The 18,184-nt window shown below is 64.7% G+C and carries 12 protein-coding genes; 7 read left to right on the top strand and 5 right to left on the bottom strand.

Annotated elements, in window-relative coordinates; genetic code table 11:
* Positions 1–69: 69 nt before the first annotated feature.
* The 3 genes from XH88_RS23120 to XH88_RS23130 all read right to left on the bottom strand — a co-directional run bounded on the left by XH88_RS23120 (position 70) and on the right by XH88_RS23130 (position 3,810).
* On the bottom strand, positions 70–1,215 hold the full coding sequence (locus XH88_RS23120; RefSeq protein WP_271670593.1) for a GNAT family N-acetyltransferase: 1,146 nt from the start codon (positions 1,213–1,215) through the stop codon (positions 70–72).
* A 132-nt stretch (positions 1,216–1,347) separates the two neighbouring features.
* Positions 1,348–2,700 carry an O-antigen ligase family protein gene (locus XH88_RS23125; protein ID WP_271670594.1) on the bottom strand — a complete coding sequence of 451 codons (1,353 nt, stop codon included), beginning with the start codon at positions 2,698–2,700 and terminating at the stop codon, positions 1,348–1,350.
* 42 nt (positions 2,701–2,742) lie between these two features.
* On the bottom strand, positions 2,743–3,810 hold the full coding sequence (locus tag XH88_RS23130; protein WP_271670595.1) for a glycosyltransferase: 1,068 nt from the start codon (positions 3,808–3,810) through the stop codon (positions 2,743–2,745).
* Positions 3,811–4,051: 241 nt separating this feature from the next.
* On the opposite strand from XH88_RS23130, the gene XH88_RS23135 reads away from it, so the two are divergent.
* On the top strand, positions 4,052–5,005 hold the full coding sequence (locus tag XH88_RS23135; protein WP_442868464.1) for a glycosyltransferase: 954 nt from the start codon (positions 4,052–4,054) through the stop codon (positions 5,003–5,005).
* Between the two features lie 21 nt (positions 5,006–5,026).
* Here the strand turns inward: XH88_RS23135 and XH88_RS23140 are convergent, their stop codons facing one another.
* A complete protein-coding gene (locus tag XH88_RS23140) occupies positions 5,027–6,055 on the bottom strand; it encodes a glycosyltransferase family 2 protein (protein WP_271670597.1) in 1,029 nt (342 codons plus the stop codon).
* Positions 6,056–6,392: 337 nt separating this feature from the next.
* On the opposite strand from XH88_RS23140, the gene XH88_RS23145 reads away from it, so the two are divergent.
* The 4 genes from XH88_RS23145 to galE all read left to right on the top strand — a co-directional run bounded on the left by XH88_RS23145 (position 6,393) and on the right by galE (position 11,276).
* A complete protein-coding gene (locus XH88_RS23145) occupies positions 6,393–6,953 on the top strand; it encodes an acyltransferase (RefSeq protein WP_271670598.1) in 561 nt (186 codons plus the stop codon).
* A gap of 234 nt (positions 6,954–7,187) precedes the next feature.
* A complete protein-coding gene (locus XH88_RS23150) occupies positions 7,188–9,467 on the top strand; it encodes a GumC family protein (RefSeq protein ID WP_271670599.1) in 2,280 nt (759 codons plus the stop codon).
* Entirely contained in the window at positions 9,460–10,266 is an 807-nt protein-coding gene (locus XH88_RS23155) for a WecB/TagA/CpsF family glycosyltransferase (RefSeq protein ID WP_271670600.1), read from the top strand. Before XH88_RS23150 ends, XH88_RS23155 begins: the two co-directional genes overlap by 8 nt.
* A gap of 17 nt (positions 10,267–10,283) precedes the next feature.
* Positions 10,284–11,276, top strand: a complete 993-nt coding sequence (galE, locus tag XH88_RS23160) for a UDP-glucose 4-epimerase GalE (protein WP_271670601.1) — start codon at positions 10,284–10,286, stop codon at positions 11,274–11,276.
* Positions 11,277–11,314: 38 nt separating this feature from the next.
* Here the strand turns inward: galE and XH88_RS23165 are convergent, their stop codons facing one another.
* Positions 11,315–15,430 (bottom strand): bifunctional diguanylate cyclase/phosphodiesterase, encoded by a 4,116-nt coding sequence (locus tag XH88_RS23165; RefSeq protein WP_271670602.1) that lies wholly within the window; start codon positions 15,428–15,430, stop codon positions 11,315–11,317.
* Between the two features lie 295 nt (positions 15,431–15,725).
* On the opposite strand from XH88_RS23165, the gene XH88_RS23170 reads away from it, so the two are divergent.
* Together XH88_RS23170 and XH88_RS23175 are read left to right on the top strand one after the other, a co-directional pair.
* Positions 15,726–16,778 (top strand): Ldh family oxidoreductase, encoded by a 1,053-nt coding sequence (locus XH88_RS23170; protein ID WP_271670603.1) that lies wholly within the window; start codon positions 15,726–15,728, stop codon positions 16,776–16,778.
* 23 nt (positions 16,779–16,801) lie between these two features.
* Positions 16,802–18,169: an LLM class flavin-dependent oxidoreductase gene (locus XH88_RS23175; protein ID WP_271670604.1), complete on the top strand. Its 1,368-nt coding sequence runs from the start codon at positions 16,802–16,804 to the stop codon at positions 18,167–18,169.
* Positions 18,170–18,184 lie beyond the last annotated feature (15 nt).

Genomic DNA, 18,184 nt, shown 5'->3' on the forward strand with positions numbered 1-18,184 from the left:
TGCGGAGGTGACGGTAACACAATCACTGCGATATTCGAATGACGCTGCAACCGGCAGGCACCGAAGGCCTTAGCGCGCGTTCTTGCCCATCGCCTGCGCTGCCAAGGCGGCGAGTCGCGGATGGCGGCGCAAGCCCTGTGCGGCATGATCGCGCAACACAAAGGGCAGCCCGCGCCAGGACAGGGCGACGCTGACATCGGTGAGCGGCACCGGCTCGGCGCCGAAGCGACGCTTGTAATCGTGATTGCCGATGCTGAGATCGAAGCGCCGCACGCCCTGCGCATGCAGCGCCGCCATCGTGCGCTCGGTCACGAGCAGCCCCGGCGAGCAGTTCGCCCATGGCTTGCCGGCATGGCCGATCCGTAGCAAATAGAAAGTCGCGCCATATCTGACACCGAGCGTGGTAGCGACGATGCCCTCGTCGCAGACGAGCGCGGAGATGACGGCATAACCTTCTGCGACGCCCTGCCGGGCCACCTCGCGATAAAAGGCGGCATAGGCTTCGTCGTTAAGGACGAAGGGCGATCCGAGCTGCTGCATGCGCTCCTGCTGCTGCACGTCCATGACGTCGAGAAGTTCGTGCGCACGAGCAATGTCGGTCGCGAGCTCGAACCGCGCGCCGGCGTGCCGGCTGAACACACGCCAGCAGCGCGGCATCTGCATGCGCTTGATCGAGGCCAGATAATCCGCATAGTCGTCGCCGGTCAGCACGAGATTGCCGTTGAGCGAGCAGGAGCCGAGCCGGCCGAGCGAAACCAGCGGGTTCGGCTTGGAGCCGACATAGGCCGGCAGCTTCTTCATGCGAAGCAGGTCGAAGCGATCGGGCAAGGCGCGCAGGGCGGCGACCAGCGCAGCGCTGATCGCTTGTGCGCCGGCCGCATCGAAACTCGCGTCAGAGGCCAGGATCGGCGCGTTGTTGTCGGAAACGCCGAGATCGGCAAACTCGACGACGCGGATCCCGCGCCGCGTGTGCGCGAACATCGGCACCATCGCGATGTCGCTGCCGGTCGCCGTATCGGTGATGACGGCGATCAGCGGCGCGACGGCGTGAAAGGCCTCGTACCAGGCGGCCAGCCAGTAACCATGTTGGAACGCGGTGCGATGGCCATCGGTCAGGCGCAAGGCGGCCTGCTGCCAGTCGCGCAAGAAATCGACCGAGATTTCCCCCGTGCTGGACACGCGACCGTCTAGTTGATCGACGCTAAGAAACGCCATTCGCTCGGAATACGGTTACTGAACCTGTCCAGATAGATTATGTTTTGCCGCAGACCACAAGTTATGTCGCTGGTTATCGTTAAGTCGATATCCGTCCTGCCGCACGCGGGGTGTTCCGCCTGGGACAGTCTGTCAGCCGGCCCGTTCCATCTGCGCGACGCATTGAAATCGGGCCAGGAAGTGCAGGCCGGCGACGGCGAGCGCGAACATGAACCAGACCGGATTCTGCCGCTCGAGCAGGAAGGTCTCGGTCGTCCCGAAATACAGGCCGAACAGCCAGATGGTCAGGAACAGCTTGCCCAACGCGCTATTGCGGTTCCGCGCCTGCATCTGCTGGAAATTGCGCAGCGGCGCCCAAACGAAGATGAGGATAACGAGCAGCATGCCCGGCAGGCCGATGGTGACGGCGAGATCGAGATAGCTGTTGTGACTATGCGCTGCGGTCACTGCCCATTCCGAACCCTGGGTGGTCCGCCCCTCCGCTGCGCCGTCCCAGAACGCCGCATAGCCATGACCGGCGACCGGCTTTTCCGCCACGGCTGCGAGCGCAAACTCCCAGACCTCGGAACGACCGGTAAAGGTGGGGTCGATCGGCAGCGACCGCGTGATGCTGCCGAGCGCCGGGCTCATGACGCTGCCGACCGTCAGCAGGTTCATCACGACCAGTGGGGCGAAGCAGATGACCCGTTTCAGCCACAGGCTCTTCGTGACGTAGACCAGCGAGGCCAAGGCATAGATCGCCAGGCACAACGCCGACGACGTCTTGCCGCCGGTGAAGACCAGAAAGATGCCGGCCAGCAACGCAATGGCCGGCCCGACCACGAACGAGCCGACGGCAGAAAGGTAGATGCCGACATAGACCAGGATGGTCATCACCGGCGAGGCGACGTTCTTGTGGCCAAAACTGCCGCGCCAGTCGCCGGCGAGCTGCGGCTCGGTGATGTCGAGCGCACTGTGAATCGAATATTGCGGGGCGAGGACGACGCCGAGATAGCACAGCCCCAGCAGCACCAGCGCAGCGACGGCAAGGCACAGGTTGAAGCTCCGCTGCGTCGGCGGCAGCAGCGGCAGGATCACGGCGAGGGAGGTCACGCTGGCCGCGAGCACGAGGCGCTGGATCGAGACGTCGCGGCTCTCGGACAGGACGACGTTGATCAGCATCCAGCCGATGAAACAAAGGTGCAGCGGCGTCAGCAGCGTCTTCAGCGAGGGCGCATCGGTGGCGAGGACGAACAGCACGCCGATCGCGGCGAGAAGGCCGAAGGTGACGTAATCCAGCGCCATGCGGCCGCCCACGACGGCGGCGACGTCCTCGCTGCGCAAATCCGGGAACGGATCGAGCGTGATCAGCACCAGAAGCAGGGCCGCGAGGGCCACGAGACAACGCGCCACCTGCACGACGTTCAGCCGGCCAAGCTCGTCGCGGAGCGCATGGCCGAATGAACGGACCTCGACGTCGGTCATGTCTGCGGCGCTGCGATCCATGCCTCGAGGCCTGGCGGGGACGATGGGGAAATCTCTACGGGTCTAGCCCATCCGCGTTAACCATCCGTCAACCAGCATGCCGGAGGCGGCAGAAGCCTGGCTCTGCCGTGCGATGCTGCGCGCGATCTCGTAATATTGCAGCGCGCGCTGCTCCAGCGTGAGATTGTCCAGGATATAGCCGCGCGGATCGAACTTGCCGGCGGTGCAGCCGGCCCAGAAGTCAGACCAGCTTTCCTCGAAGCCGGCGCGGTCTGTGAACTGGAGGCCGCAGCGATCGTCCCAATAGGGCACCGACGACACCGGCTCGAACTGGACGCGATGCGGATAGTAATCGGGATCCGGCCAGGGGCCGCCGGGATTCCAGGCGAACACCGGAACGCCGCATGACAGCGCCTGCTGATAGGCGATACCCTGGCTCTCGTTCTGGCACAGGAAAATCATCGCTCGCGAGCGCGCCAGCGCGGCCTGGTAGTCCTCCTCCTTGTAGCTGCCGTAACGCAGCTCAGTGAACGTGCGGCCCTCCTTGACCAGCCGCGCGCGCACCGGCTCGACCAGCTCGGACACGTGACGGTCGCGATCCCAACTCACCTTGTCGTAAAGCAGCACGTCGATGGTCTTGTCGCGCGGCCGTGACGGCGCCCACAGATCGGTGTCGATGCCGACGGGCCAGGCTTCGGTATCGGGCCAATGCGGCCGGTACATGTCGGCATACCACGGACCGGGCACCAGGAATTTTTTCACCGGCAATCGCTTGAAGAGGTCGGGATCGTCGAACGGATGGTTATAGGCGGCAACGCCGAGCAGGATCGGATTCTTCCAGGCGAATTTGTTCAGCAGGAAGGCGCGGCCGATGATGCAGGCGACTTCCTCCGGATGCTGCGCGATATAGCGGTAGTCATTGACGCGGTAGCGGATGCCGAGGCGGTCGAGCCCGGCGCAAAGATTGAGGAACACGCGCAACTGGCCGCTCATGCGCGGTTCGCCGAACAGCATCTTGCGCGCCATGCGCCGCAGATGGCGGTCGCCGGGAAACCAGCGATCGTCCTTGTCCTCGTAGAACAGGTTGAGGATCATGTCGTCGGGATCGTAGTCGAATGTCTTGGCGGGCACTTTCATCCATCCGCGGCATCAAGGCCTCGCATTTTCGCATGAGACCGGCTGTCGCACCTCCGAAAAGCTGCGACAGACTTAACGCCACAGGTTTAACGCTAATCTACGAAACCGACGGTAAGACGGCCTTCGCAACAACGATTCGATCGTTATCCGGGTATCATCCGCAACGGCCTCGGAACGCGGCCTGGTTAACGGACCCTTAAACACGACGAGCCATCGCTTGATCCTCGCCGACGCCATGCTCGATGCACCGACGACCGCGCCCGCGGCGACGGATGCGCGCGCGAAGAAGCCAGCGGTCTCCGTCGTCATCCCGGCGAAGAATGCTGCCGCCTATATCGGCGAGGCCGTTGAAAGTGCGCTGTCGCAAGGCGGCGTCAGCGAGGTCCTCATCGTAGACGACGGCTCGACCGACGAGACTGTGGCGATTGTCCGTGCCATCTGCGATCCGCGGCTGCGCTTGATGAAGAACGACGCCGGTGGCGTGTCGGCCGCGCGCAACCTCGGCGCACGAAACGCGCAAGGCGACTGGCTGATCTTCCTCGACGCCGATGACCGGCTGCGGCCCGACGCCGTGACGACGTTGCTGACGACCGCGAGCACCTCGTCACAGGCGGTGCTGGTCTATGGCGACTACAATACGATCGACAGCGCAGGACGGACGATTGGAAGGCGCGACCTGCTGAAGGGGCGCCGCAAGCCGTCCGGCAACGTGCTGGAGCGTCTCGCCGGCGGCAATTTCATCGTGAATGGCGGCATCATGCTGATCCGCGCCGACGCCTTCCGCGCGTCCGGCGGCTTCGACGTCGCGCTTCGCTATTGCGAGGATTGGCATTGCTGGTGCCGCCTTGCCGCGCTCGGCAAGTTCGCCTACGTGCCGAAACTCCTGCTCGATTATCGCCTGCACACGACCAACACGATGAGCGCCGCGGTGCGGACCCCGCAGGATTTCTTCCCGGCGGTTGCACGCGTGTTCGACGATGAGCTGATCCTGGGCAAGCTGCCATCAGGCGCTGCGCCGCGGCTGCGGCAGGCCGCAGAAATCCATCTCGTAACCTATGCGGCCACGCAGGCGGTCCGCTTCGGAAGATATCGCGACGCGCTGGCCTATCTCGGCATGGTCGGGCGGCGCTCGCCCAAGGCGATGCCGCGGTCCGCCGCCAAGATCGCTCTTTCCTGTTTTGGTATCTAGCGGCGGTTCGGCGCAGACGCGTCAGGAAACGATCTTGGAAGCCTCATAGGGCTTCGGATCGTAACCAAGCGCCGCAAGAGCAGAACCGAGAGCCACCAGCACGGGGTGCATCGCGACCACCGCTTTGGACGACGCCAGCAGGCGGGTCGAGCGCACCAACGACAGCGGCAACCGCGCCAAAGTCTGCGCAACCAAGCGCGCCCGCGCGCCCGCGCCGTGAGCGGCTTTGGACCGCACGCTATAGTTGATCACCCCGATGCGGAGGCTCCGTTTGGCGATCCAGCCGAGGCTGGTGCGGTTCTCCGGCACAGTCTCGGTGATGACGGCTTCCGCGGTCCAGTGGAAGGTCATGCCAGCATTGCGACCGCGATAGAAGAAGTCGCAATCTCCGCCGCCGAGGAAATTGAAGCGCAAATCGAAGGCGGGGCTGCCGAGCCGCTCGAACGCGCCGCGCGTGATCAGGCAATTGCCGCAGCCGTAGATCACCGGCACCGCACCGGTGTAGTCGTAAGTGGGACAGAAGGCGGGATGGCGCGCGAGCCAGGGCTGGCTGTCGTCGTCGAAATCAGGCAGCACCGGGCCGCCGACCACGTCGGCACCGGTCGCCTCCGCCGTGCGGACCATCAGCTCGAGCCAATCGGGCGAAGCGATTTCGTCGTCGTCGATCATCAGGAAGCGGGTTGCAGCGGGAAACAGCGCTTGCGCCGTCTCGAACGCGGCGTTGATCGCCTGGCAATTGCCCTGCCGCTTCTCGACCAGGCAGATGCCCTGGAGTTTGCCGGCGGCGAGATATTCCGCTGCAACCGGCGCACTCGCGCGGCCTGCCGCATCGTTCTCGACCATCACCACCGCAAAGGAGCGCGGGGTGCGCTGAGCGACCAGCGAATCCAGTGTCAGGCGCAGATGGTCGGGGCGGCGGAAGCAGGGAATGCAAACGACGATGCCGACCGAGAGGTCTATGACGCGCGAACTCGCCGCGATCTCTCTGAAGGGATCGCGCACGGCATCCGAGATCCGGCTGGCGGACAAGTCTGTCGGGATCAGCGTCATAAGCTTCCAAATGACTGAGACATATTGAGAAAGCCTTGCGCCCGGTGTCTCAGGGTGACACGTCCGCGCGGGACAAATACGTCCCAAAATGGACCTCCTATGTCGGCGCTCAAGCCGCACCGCGACGCCAATCGCCCCGCCATGACGGGTCCTGTCATGCGCTTACCCTTTCGTGTGCCTTCCCTGCGAATTCCTGCAGGCATGGTCCTGCAATTTGCAGTCCATCACCCGGCACGCCAGGTGCAGCGTCATTCTTCACTGCGTTTTTACACCAGGGATGCCAGGGTCGGCACGACGAGAGAGGCGCGGGGCGCTGCGAGGGGCGGGAGCGAATGTGGTGCACAAGATCGAGAACCCGGTGCTGCGGGCCCTTGCGCTCCTGTTCTTCGCCTATCGACGTGCCTGGCTGACGCTGCGGTACGGGCGCCGGCTCCAGCTCGGACCAGGGATCGTGTTCAAGGGCCGGCTGGTGCTCGGTCGCGGGGTCCGGGTGTCGATCGGCGCGAACTGCCGGATCGGCAAGCGCGTGCTCATCACCGGCCATGGCCAGGTGACGGTCGGCAACGACACCTTGCTCAACGGCTGCTGGATCGGCTGCGAGCAGAAGGTCGACATCGGCTCGTTCTGCTTGATCAGCGACTGCGACATCGCCGACACGGCCTTTCACAACCTTGCCCCGCGGCTTCGGCACGAACCTGCGGTTGGCCGCACCGTCGCGCCGGTCCGCATCGGGGACAACGTCTGGGTGGGGGCGCGCGCGATCGTGCTCAAGGGCGTGACGATCGGCAACCATTCCGTCGTGGGCGCCGGAACGGTGGTGCGTGAGGACGTCGCCCCGCGCGTGGTCGTCGCCGGCAACCCGGCTTTGGTCGTCAAGCAATTCCGCGACGACGAATAGGCGAAGTAACGAACTGTTAATGACTGGAGGAGGAGGTCGCCGACAGCGTCACGACGACGCGGCAAAATGGCGGCCTGCACTTAAACGCTTTGTTTGCCATTTCGGTGAATAGTCCCTCAATGAGTATGGTTAATTTTCCCTGTTGCGTTGATTGCGCGACTATATCCCAGGTGCGGGGCGTAAAGCGAAGAGTAACCCCTCAGCCCGCGATCGTTGGAATGAAAGCTGGGGACTATGCTTGACTACAACCAGCCGATAGAACGGGGCAGGTCGGAGGCCCCGCAGCGAACGTCAGAGGGCAGCTTCAACATGCTGGAGCTCGTCAATCTGCTGTGGCGGCGCAAGATCGCGATCGCCGCTGCGGCGCTGATCGGCGCCGGCCTCGCCGTCACGATCGGCAAGAGCCTGACGCCCCGTTACACCGCGACCGCCCAGCTTTACGTCGATCCGCGCGAGCTTCAGCTCGTCGATCGCGAGCTCACGCCGCGCGCGCAGGACGTCTCCGGCATGTCCATGGTGGTGGAGAGCCAGGCGCGTCTAATCACCTCCAACAGCGTGCTGTTGCAGGTGATCCAGCAGGCGGGTCTCGAGAAGGACCCGGAATTCGGCGGCGGTGACGGCAAGACCCTGGCCTCGTCCCTGCTCGGCCTGATCGGCCTGCAGCTCCGCGCGCCCTCCGTTGCGGAGGTCAAGGAGGTGCAGCTCGCTGCCCTCGACGCGCTCAACAAGCACATCACCATTCGCAAGACCGAGAAGAGCTTCATCGTCGACATCGAGGTCTGGTCGATCGATCCGGCGAAGGCGGCGATGCTCGCCAACACCCTGACCAGCGTCTACCTGACGGAATCCCGCAACTCGCAGGCGCTGGCGGCGCGGCGCGCGACCAGCGAATTGTCGGGCCGACTGAAGGAGCTGCGCGAGCGGCTGCGCAATGCCGAAACCGCGCTTGCCACCTACAAGGCCCAGAACAATTTCGTCGGCACCCAGGACTCGCTGATCTCCGATCAGCAGCTCTCCGCCAGCAACCAACGGCTGTCCGCGGCCCGCGCGGCCACGATGGACGCACAGGCACGGCTGGACCAGATCGAGGCGAACAAGCGGACCGCGGCGGATGCAGGCGCAATCCCCGAAGCGCTGCAATCGCCGACGATCGCAAACCTGCGCGCCCAATATGCCGATGCCCGCAAGAAATATGCGGAGCAGACCGCAGAGCTCGGACCGCGGCACCCGGCGCTGCGCCAGACCGAAAAGCAGGTCGAGGATCTCAAGCGCACCATCAATGAAGAGATCGAGCGCTTCGCGCTGTCCGCCAAGAACGATCTGACTCGCGCCCGCGATTACGAGGCCTCGCTCAACCGTGCGCTGGAAGTGCAGAAGCGGCAGAGCGTGCAGCTCAGCCAGGCCGCCGTGCGCCTGCGCGAGCTCGAGCGCGAGGCCGACGCCAGCCGCGACGTCTATCAATCCTTCCTCAAGCGCTCGCGCGAGACCGAGGAGCAGGAGACCCTGAACACCTCGGCGGCCCGCGTCATCGGCGAGGCCACGGTGCCGCAGCGACGTTCGTTCCCCCCGGCAATGAGCCTGTTCGCGATGATCGGCTTCATTTTCGGCGCGCTGGCTGCCGCCTCCTGGTTCGTCGCAGCCGAGCATCTGTTCAACGGCGCGACCACGCCTGAGCCGAACCGCCGCGAACGCACGCCCGCGCCTGACGTTTCGAAGGCTCAGGGGGAAGCCGCCGCACCTCCACCGGCGCTTGCGCTGGTCGAGAAACCGCTGATCGCCCGCCTTCAGGAAGCCGACGTGATCCGCACGCTCGGCGCCATTCTCGCCACCGGCGGCGGCGTCGACCTGACCCGCATCGGCTGGCCGACGCTGCGCCCCGGATTTCCGCTGACGACGCTGCTCAACGCCTTGCGCGACATGCGCGCGGCGATGGTCCGCCGGGCGAGCGGCAAGACCATGCCGATGATGGCCCTGGTCGGGGCCGGCGATACCGCCGGACGCAGCGTGGCTGCACTGAATTTAGCGCTCGCCGCCGCGCGGGACGGCAGCCGGGTTCTGATGATCGATGCCGACCATCAGGCGCGCACGCTCTCGAACAAGGTCAGTCGCCCGGGCAAGAGCGAGCCGGGCAAACTCGGCTGGCTCTCGATCGGCAGCAAAGCCGCGCACGAAATCAAGACTGTCAATGGCATCTCGGTGCTGCCGGCGGCCGGGAGCGATGACGGCAAGGCCGCCGATGCCATCCGCAAGACAATCGCCCAGGCGCGCTCGGCCGGCGGCTATGACCTCGTCATTCTCGACGGCCCGGCGATGCCGCTCTCCGGCGCCGGCCGCAAGCTGCTCGACGGCGTCGATGCGCTGGTGGCGGTGCTGCCGACCAGCCTCGACATCAACGACAGCATGGAAGAGATCCTGACCGCGCTCGGCGGCACTGAGCGCAAGCTCGTCGGCGTCGTGCTCGACGAGCTCACCCCCACAACTCAAACGCGCCAGCGAGGCAAACAATATGCTTGAGCGCCGTGTCAATCTTGAAGGCCGGGCCGCAACTGCCGAGGTGCCACGGATCACCGTGGGCGGCCTTCGCATGGCCGCACTCGACCTGGAGGCGACCGCCGACTTCATGATCGAGGCGACCGATCCAAGCCATCGCATCGGCCGACCGCTGTACCTGACCTCGGCCAATGGCGAGGTGCTGGCGCGCTGCTCGACGGAGCCGCAGACCGAGCGCCTGTTCCGCGCCGCAGATCTGATCAATGCCGACGGCCAGCCGCTGGTGGCGGCCTCGAAGCTTCAATCCTGGTTTCCTCTGCCGGAGCGCGTTGCCACCACGGACCTGTTCCATGTCGTCGCGCGCAGGGCGGAAGCCGTCGGTCGCAGTTTCTATATGTTCGGCGCCAGCGAGGCGGAGAACGAAGCGGCGGTCAGACGCGTTCAGAACCTGTATCCGAAGCTGAGGATCGTCGGGCACAGCCATGGCTATCTTCGCGGCGAGGCGCTGCGTGCCAAAGTCGAGGAGATCAATGCTCTCGCACCCGATTTCCTGTGGGTCGCGCTCGGCGTGCCCAACGAGCAGGCTTTCGTTGAGGAATACACACCACTGCTGAGCAATGTCGGCGTCATCAAGACGTCAGGCGGTCTTTTCAACTTCCTGTCGGGCAGCCGCGCTCGCGCGCCGGAATGGATGCAGAAGGTCGGGCTCGAATGGGCCTGGCGCACCTGGCTCGAGCCGCGCCGCCTGTTCTGGCGCTATTTGACCACCAACCCCCGCGCAATCTATCTTCTCTTTAGCCGAAACCGCGCCCTCAATCGCTGAAAGAGCAGAACAACGACATGACCGATCGAGCGACAGTCCTCGTCACAGGAGGCGCGGGCTATATCGGCTCGCACGCCTGCCGCGCCTTGACCGCTGCCGGGTATCGGCCCGTCGTTTATGACAATCTCTCGACGGGCCACCGCAATTTCGTATCCGGGGAACTGATCACGGGCGATCTGCTCGACGGCGCAGCGCTGGCGCGCGCGTTTGTCGACCACGAGGTGACGGCCGTCATGCATTTCGCGGCAGCCAGCCTCGTCGGCGAGTCCATGACCGACCCGCAGAAATATTACGTCAACAACGTCCAGGGTACGTTGTCGCTGCTTCAGGCGATGCGTAACGCAGGCTGTCACCGCATCGTGTTCTCTTCGACCGGCGCCGTCTACGGCAATGCCGATTCCAAGGCACTGCCGGAAGATTTTCCTTGCGCACCGATCAACCCCTACGGGGCTTCAAAATGGATGATCGAGCGCATCCTCGCCGACTGCCGTGCGGCTTACGGCTTCGGTGCGTTCTGTCTGCGCTATTTCAATGCCAGCGGCGCCGATCCGGCCGGCGGCATCGGCGAATTGCGCGATAACGAGACCCATCTCATTCCGCGCGCCATGATGGCATTGCAGGGCCATGCCGATTTCGCCGTGTTCGGCGATGATTACGATACCCCCGACGGCACCGCGATCCGTGACTACATCCACGTCACCGACCTCGCCGCCGCGCATGTCGCGGCGTTGAAGCTCCTGGAAACAGGACATGCCGGCGGCAGCTTCAATCTCGGAACCGGTTCGGGCTTCTCGGTGCGCCAGATTCTCAACGCCATCAGGCAGGAGACCGGACGCGAGGTGCCGCACACCATCAAGCCGCGCCGCGCCGGCGATCCCACCTATCTCGTCGCCGACGCCGCTGCCGCACGAAAGGTTCTCAACTTCGTGCCGCGCCATTCCGACTTGCCCACCGTGATCCGGACCGCCTGGGCCTGGCATCAAAAGGCACATCCGCTGAAGCGCCGTTAGGCCGCGATCACATCCTCCGCGAATGGCACCCGCTGCGGTCAGACGACAGCGCGTTTCAACCGTAGCGCCACGGCCTCGTCCACTGCCGGGTCGGTCTCCGGCTGGAGCGGCGGCGCAACGGGCAGGACCATCGGCCGCAGCAGTTCGGCCATCTGCTTTGCCGGCAGCGGCTTGGCGATCAGGAAGCCCTGCATCTCGTCACAGCCATGGGTGCGCAGGAAGGCCTCCTGCTCGGCGTTCTCGACGCCTTCGGCGACCACGGTCATGCCGAGCGCCTTGCCCATGCTGATGATGGCCTGCGCGATGGCCTGGTCCTCCGAATCCTGCGGCAGGTCGCGCACGAAGGAGCGGTCGATCTTGATCGTGTCGATCGGGAAATGCTTCATCAACGACATCGACGAATAGCCGGTGCCGAAATCGTCGATGGCAAGACGGATGCCGCGGCTCTGGATGGCATCGAGCACTTTCAGCGCGCGGCCGACATTGCGCATCATCATGCTCTCGGTCACTTCGAGCTGGAGCAGCACCGGCGACATGCCGGAGGCAGCCAAGGCCTCGTCGACGTCCTGCAGCAGATGCTCGTCGGCAAACTGCCGCGGCGACAGGTTGACCGCCATCGATAGCGGCAGCAGGCCGCGGCGCTGCCAGGCCATGGCCTGCGCGCAGGCCTCTTTCAACACCCAGCGACCGATCGGCACGATCAGCCCGGTCTCTTCCGCAAGCGGAATGAATTGCGCCGGAGAGACGTTGCCGAGATCGGGATGGGTCCAGCGCAAGAGCGCCTCCACGCCGGTGATCTGGCCCGTCTCCATGTCGACCTTCGGCTGGTAGTTCAGCGAGAACTGCTCGCGCTCCAGTGCCCGCCGCAGCGCACTTTCGAGCGACAGCCGCTCGATCGACTGCGTCTTCACTTCCTTGGAAAAGAAGCGATAGCCGTTCTTGCCGTCTTCCTTGGCGAGATACATCGCCATGTCGGCGTTCTTGGTCAGCGTCTGCGCGTCGGCGCCGTTGGCCGGATACATCGCAATGCCGATCGAGGCCGTGGTGTGGCATTCGTGGCCGGCGAGCTCCATGGGCTGGGCGAGCGCCGAGAGCAACTCGCCGGCGATACGCTGAACGTCGTCGATCTCGCCGCACTGGTCGAGGATCACCACGAACTCGTCGCCGCCGAGCCGCGCCACCACGTCGCTCGTCCGCAGCGCATAGCGCAACCGGTCGGCGACTTCGAGCAGGAGCAGGTCGCCGGCCTCATGACCGAGAGAATCGTTGATGACCTTGAAGCGATCGAGATCGATGAACAGCACCGCGAAATGGTGATCGTGCTGCTCCGCCCGCGCGATCGCCTCGCGCAGCAGGCTGTTGAAGGTTTCGCGATTCGGCAGGTCGGTCAGGCTGTCGTGGGACGCGAGATACTCGATCCGCTCGTCGGCCTTGTTCTTCTCGTCGGCCCGATCGAAATTCTCCATGGCGAAGGCGACGTTGTCGGCAAGGCGCTGCAGAAGCTCGACGAATTCCGGCGTGAAGGTGGCCGGTTCGGTCGACATGTAGATCATGACACCGACGGCCTGACCGTGCGCGATGAGCGGAAACGCGGCGCCCGACCGAGCGCCGTCTTTGCGGACGATGGTGTGGAAGACCCGGACGCGATCGTCATTGAGATAGTCATTGCTGATGCAGGGTTGCCGGGTCCGGAACGCCGTCCCGGCCATCCCGCGGCCCTCTGGCCGGTCTGGGTCGATGGAAAGACGGACGTTGCGCGTGGTTTCGGCCGACGGCCCCGCCGCCGAAACGATCTCGAGCTGGTCGCTGCCGGCCTTGGCCAGCGCAATGGTGGTCGAGGTGAATTTTGCGCCGTTCGATGCGGCGAGGCAGACGAGGTCGAACAGTTCGGCGCGCGACTTCGCACGCATGATCGCTTCGTTGGTCGCGCTTAGCGCAGCGAACATGCGCGTCAAGCGCTCCTTCTGCGCCTCGGTGCGGGCCTTTTCGTCGGCGCGATCGAAATTGTCGAGCGCGAACGAGACATTCTCGGCGAGCCGCCCGAGCAACTGAACCAGATCGGGCGTGAACGTGTCCTGTTCCGGCGCAAGAAAAAGCAGGATGCCGATTGGCTGCTGACCTGCTCTCAGAAGCGGAAAGCTGGCGGCCGCCCGCGTTCCGTCCTCGATCGCCTTCGTCCGCCAATAGGCAGAGCGCGGCTCGTTCAGATAGTCGTTCATGACGCAGGGCCGGCAGTTCCGGAGCGAGGTGCCGATGATCCCCTGGCCCTCGGGATGGTCGGCGGAAATCATACAGGTCCGTCCGATCATCTGGCTCTGGTTGCGGCCCTTCACCGCGACGACGCGAACGAGCTCGCTGTCCTCGTCGATGAGGCCGATCGTCGCCGACGCGAATACATCGCCGAGGACCGCGGCCTGGCACGCCGCCTCGAACAGCTCCTCGCGCGTCTTGGCGCGCATGATGGCTTCGTTGGTTGCGGTCAGCGCCTCGAACATTCCGCTGAGGCGAGTGCGCTGCCTGTCGGCCTGCGCCTTTTGCTCGGCGCGGTCGAAATTTTCGAGCGCGAAGGCGACATTGGCCTGGAGCTTGCGCAGCAGCTCGACCAGTTCAGGCGTGAAAGTGCCGCGCTCCGCAGAGTTGAACAGGAACACGCCCTCGAGGCGATCGCCGCTGAACAGCGGCAGCGCCGCGGAAGACGCAATGCCGTTGCGGCGTGCACTGGCTTGCCACGGCGCGATGCGGTCATCGGCGAGCACGTCGTTGCTGACGGAAGGTTGGCGCGTGCGGAACGCGGTGCCGATCAAGCCGCGGCCTTCCGGCGCCCGGTCGGAGGTCGAGAACGTGAAGTTGCGCAGCTGGTCCGCCTTCGGCCCATAGCAGGAGACGACACGCAGAAGCTCCGCCCGACGATCGACCAGCGCGATGGTGGCCGAGGTGAACTTGGCACCCTGCGCCGTCGCCTCGCAGACGAGGTCGAACAGCTCATTCCGTGAGCGCGCGCGCAGGATCGCTTCATTGGTCGCGCTGAGCGCAGCGTACATGAGCGCCAGCCGCTCCTCTTCCGCGGCGATCCTGGCCTTCTCGGCTTCGCGGTCGAAATTCTCGATGGCGAACGAGACGTTCTCCGCCATTCGCAGCAGGAGCGAGACGATCTCCTCGTCCTTGGCCCAGGACTTGCTGATGAAGAACAGGATGACGCCGACGCTTTCACCGTGCTTGATCAAGGGAGCCGCCACACAAGCGGCAACCCCCGTATTGATGTTGGCTTGCTCCCAGGGCGTTCCCTTGGTGCGGCTGACGAGATCGTCCTCGACGCACGGCTTTTGGGTGCGGAACGTCTGGCCGGAGATGCCTTGACCGTAGGGATTGTCGGGGTCGACGGAATAGCTGGTCTGGGTGACGAGCTGCAAATTCTGACCGGTCCCGGCGACCGGCTTGAGCCAGTGCGACTCCCGCTCCTTGAGCAGAACGAAGGTTGCGAGCGACTTGCCGCCGTGAACCGAGGCGTCGCAGACCAGCTGATAAAGCTCCTGCTCGGTCTTGGCACGCAGGATCGCTTCATTGGTGGCACTGATGGCGCCGAACATGCGATTGAGCCGCCGCGTCGCCCGCTCGCTGGTTTTCTGCGCGGTCTCGCGCGCGAAATTGTCCAGCGCATAAGAGATGTTGGCCGACATGCGCTCGAACAGCGAAACCATCTGCTCGTTCAGCGAATTGGGCTCGCTACGCGTCACAAACAGCACGCCGACGCTGTGCCCGTTGCGGAGCAGCGGCAGCGCCGCTGCCGCGCCGATATGGGCCGCGGCCGCGCCCGCGCGCCACGCCTGCGAGCGCGGATCGTTCAGATAATCGTTGCTGATGCACAGCTTCTGATCGCGAAACGCCTCGCCGCCGACGCCCGATCCTTCGGGGGTGCCGGCTTCCGTCGTGATCAGAATCGAACGCAGGCGCGGAATGTCGTCGCCGCAGCCGGCCGCAAACTGTAAGCGATTGCCATCCGGCCCGACCAGAAACACGGCAACAGCCAAGAAATCCCCGCTCGAAAACCCGGCGTCGCAGACCTTCTGGTACAGCTCATCCGGCGATTTCGCATAGAGGATCGCTTCGTTGATGGCGCTCAACGCCGCAAAGGTGCGCGCGAGTGTCGTCGGCACGATCTCAGCTCCCGGGCATTCTGCCATTTTCTCCCGGGTGACTTTATCGGCGGCGATCACCTAAGTGGTCGTTATTGCGCGCTGCAAACCCGCGATCAAAGTGAACGAGCTGCGAATATGGAGCGGTAAACTGTCGAAAATACCGTCGCGCGGGACGAGCCTTCGACCAAAGGCGCGCTCTCTTTACGAATTTGCAGCCCTGTATTGGTTTACGGGAGATTGATATCGCAGCTCCGCTTTGAGACGATGGCTTCCAACAAGCTGCCCTTAAGGGCACGAAAGCCGAGGGAACCCCATGCCCGTCGTCAAGGCCGACCGCCTCACGCGCGTCAGTGTTGCGCTGCTCCGTGCCGCCGGAGCCTCCGAGGAAGAAGCCGATGCCGTGGCCATCGGATGCGTCAACGCCAATCTCGCCGGCCATGACTCCCACGGCGTGATCGCGATTCCCACCTATATCGATCGGATCAAGGCCGGACACATCGTTCCTGGCGCCACCTGGACCATCGTCCAGGAATCGCCGACCACGACCGTGATCGACGGCCACTGGGGTTTCGGCTTCCACGTCAACGCCAAGGCGATGGCGCTGACGATCGAGAAGGCGAAGACGGCGAACGTCGCCGCCTGCACCGTGTTCCGGCAAAGCCATGTCGGCCGCCTCGCCGCCTATCCGCTGATGGCGATGCGCGAGGGCATGATCGGGATTGCGACGGCCGATTCCGGTCGCTCGCCGAAGCATGTGGCGCCGTTCGGCGGCAAGGAGGCACGGCTCGGCACTAACCCGATCTCGATCGCGGTGCCGTCCGATCTCGACGCGCCGTTCTATCTGGACATGGCGACATCAGCTGTCGCCGCCGGCAAGATCCAGCTCGCGGTCGCCCGCGGCGAGGCGATTCCGACCGGTTGGATCATCGACGCCGACGGACGCCACACCACCGATCCCACGCAATATCGCAAGGGCGGCGCGCTGCTGCCGCTCGGCGGCACCGAGGGTTACAAGGGCAGCGGGCTTGCCGCGATGGTGGAAGTGCTCTGCGGCCTGCTCACCGGCCTCGGCTTCGGCGTCGAGCCGACGGGACGGCACAATGACGGATGCTTCATGGCGGTGTTCAACGTCGCGGCATTCCGCCCGCTGCAGGAGTTCAAGCGCGAGGTCACGGAGTTCGCGCGCTACCTGAAATCGACACCGCCGTCCGACGGCAGTACGGGCGTCTACTACCCCGGCGAGATCGAGGGCGTGCGCGAGCAGCAGCGTCTGCGCGACGGCATCGAGGTCGAGGATGCGACCTGGGAGAAGCTGCGCGCGCTGGCGCGCGAGTACCGACTCGACACCGTCCTCGATCTGTCCTGAAGACACTTTCGGAGAAAAGCAGCATGAATCGGCAGATGGTCCTGGTCGGTTTCCTTCAGGCGCAGAACTGCACGAATCTGCCGAGCTCGTGGCGGCATCCGGACTCGCGCAGCGACTCGATGTCTGCGGATTATTACCAGGAGATCGCGCGGATTCTCGAGGCGGGCAAATTCCACATGGCCTTCTTCGACGATCGCCTGGCGATGCCGGACCGCTACGGCAACGACCACGCCCACACCGTCGAATACGGCATCCGCTGTGTGAAGATGGATCCGCTGATCGTGCTGACGACGATGGGCATGGTCACTGACAGGCTCGGCTTGGGGGCGACCTGCTCGACCACCTATTTCGAGCCGTTCGACGTCGCGCGCCGCTTCGCCACGCTCGATCTGATGTCGGGCGGGCGCGCAGGCTGGAACGTCGTGACCTCGCTCAACGACGGCGAAGCGCTCAACATGGGGCGCGACTCCCACCCTGAGCATGATTCCCGCTACGACAAGGCCGATGAGTTCATGGAGGTCGTGCTCGGCCATTGGGATACCTGGGAGGACGGCGCGCTCATCATGGACAAGAAGAGCGGCCGCTTCGCCGATCCCACCAGGGTGAAGCGTCTCGATCACAAGGGGCCGGCCTTCAGGTCGCGCGGGCCGTTCACGGTGCCGCGTTCGCAGCAGGGTCACCCCGTCATCATCCAGGCCGGCGCATCGGGGCGCGGCCAGCGCTTTGCCGGGCGATGGGGCGAGGTGATCTTCACCGCCGCGCGCAATCTCGCCGCGGCCAAGGAGGGTTATGCGGCTGTGCGCAACGAGGCCGCGAAGACCGGCCGCGATCCTGATGAGCTGTTCCTCTGCAACCTGACGACACCGGTCTGCGCAGCGACGAAAGCGGAGGCCGAGGACAAGATGGCGCTGATCAACAAGCTGCCGCTCGAGATCGACGCGCTGTCACTGCTCGCCGAAGCGCTCAATTACGATTTCGCCTCCAAGGATCTCGACGAACCGCTGACGACGGACGAGCTGAAGAGCATGCAGGGCATTCTGGGCATACGCGACGGCGTGCTGAAGAATTCGGGCAAGAGCAATCCGAGCGCGCGCGACTTCGTCACCTTCTCCGGCCGCGGCCAGGTGCATGACGCCATGGTCGGCGGCCCCAAGGAGATCGCGGACAAGCTGGAGGAAATGTTCATCGAGCGCGGCTGCGACGGCTTCGTCATTGCCGCAACTTACGTGCCCGGCTCCTACGCCGATTTCGTCCAGCATGTCGTGCCGGAGCTGCAGCGGCGCGGCCTGTTCCAGAAGGACTATCGCGGCAAAACTCTGCGGGAGAATCTCGGCTTGGGGCGGCCGGCCGCCGGCGCCTGGAAAGTGCAGCCGCGCGATGCGGCGGAATAACGAGGGGGGACCGAC

The organism is Bradyrhizobium sp. CCBAU 51627 (assembly GCF_028128765.1).
Taxonomy (GTDB): Bacteria; Pseudomonadota; Alphaproteobacteria; order Rhizobiales; family Xanthobacteraceae; genus Bradyrhizobium.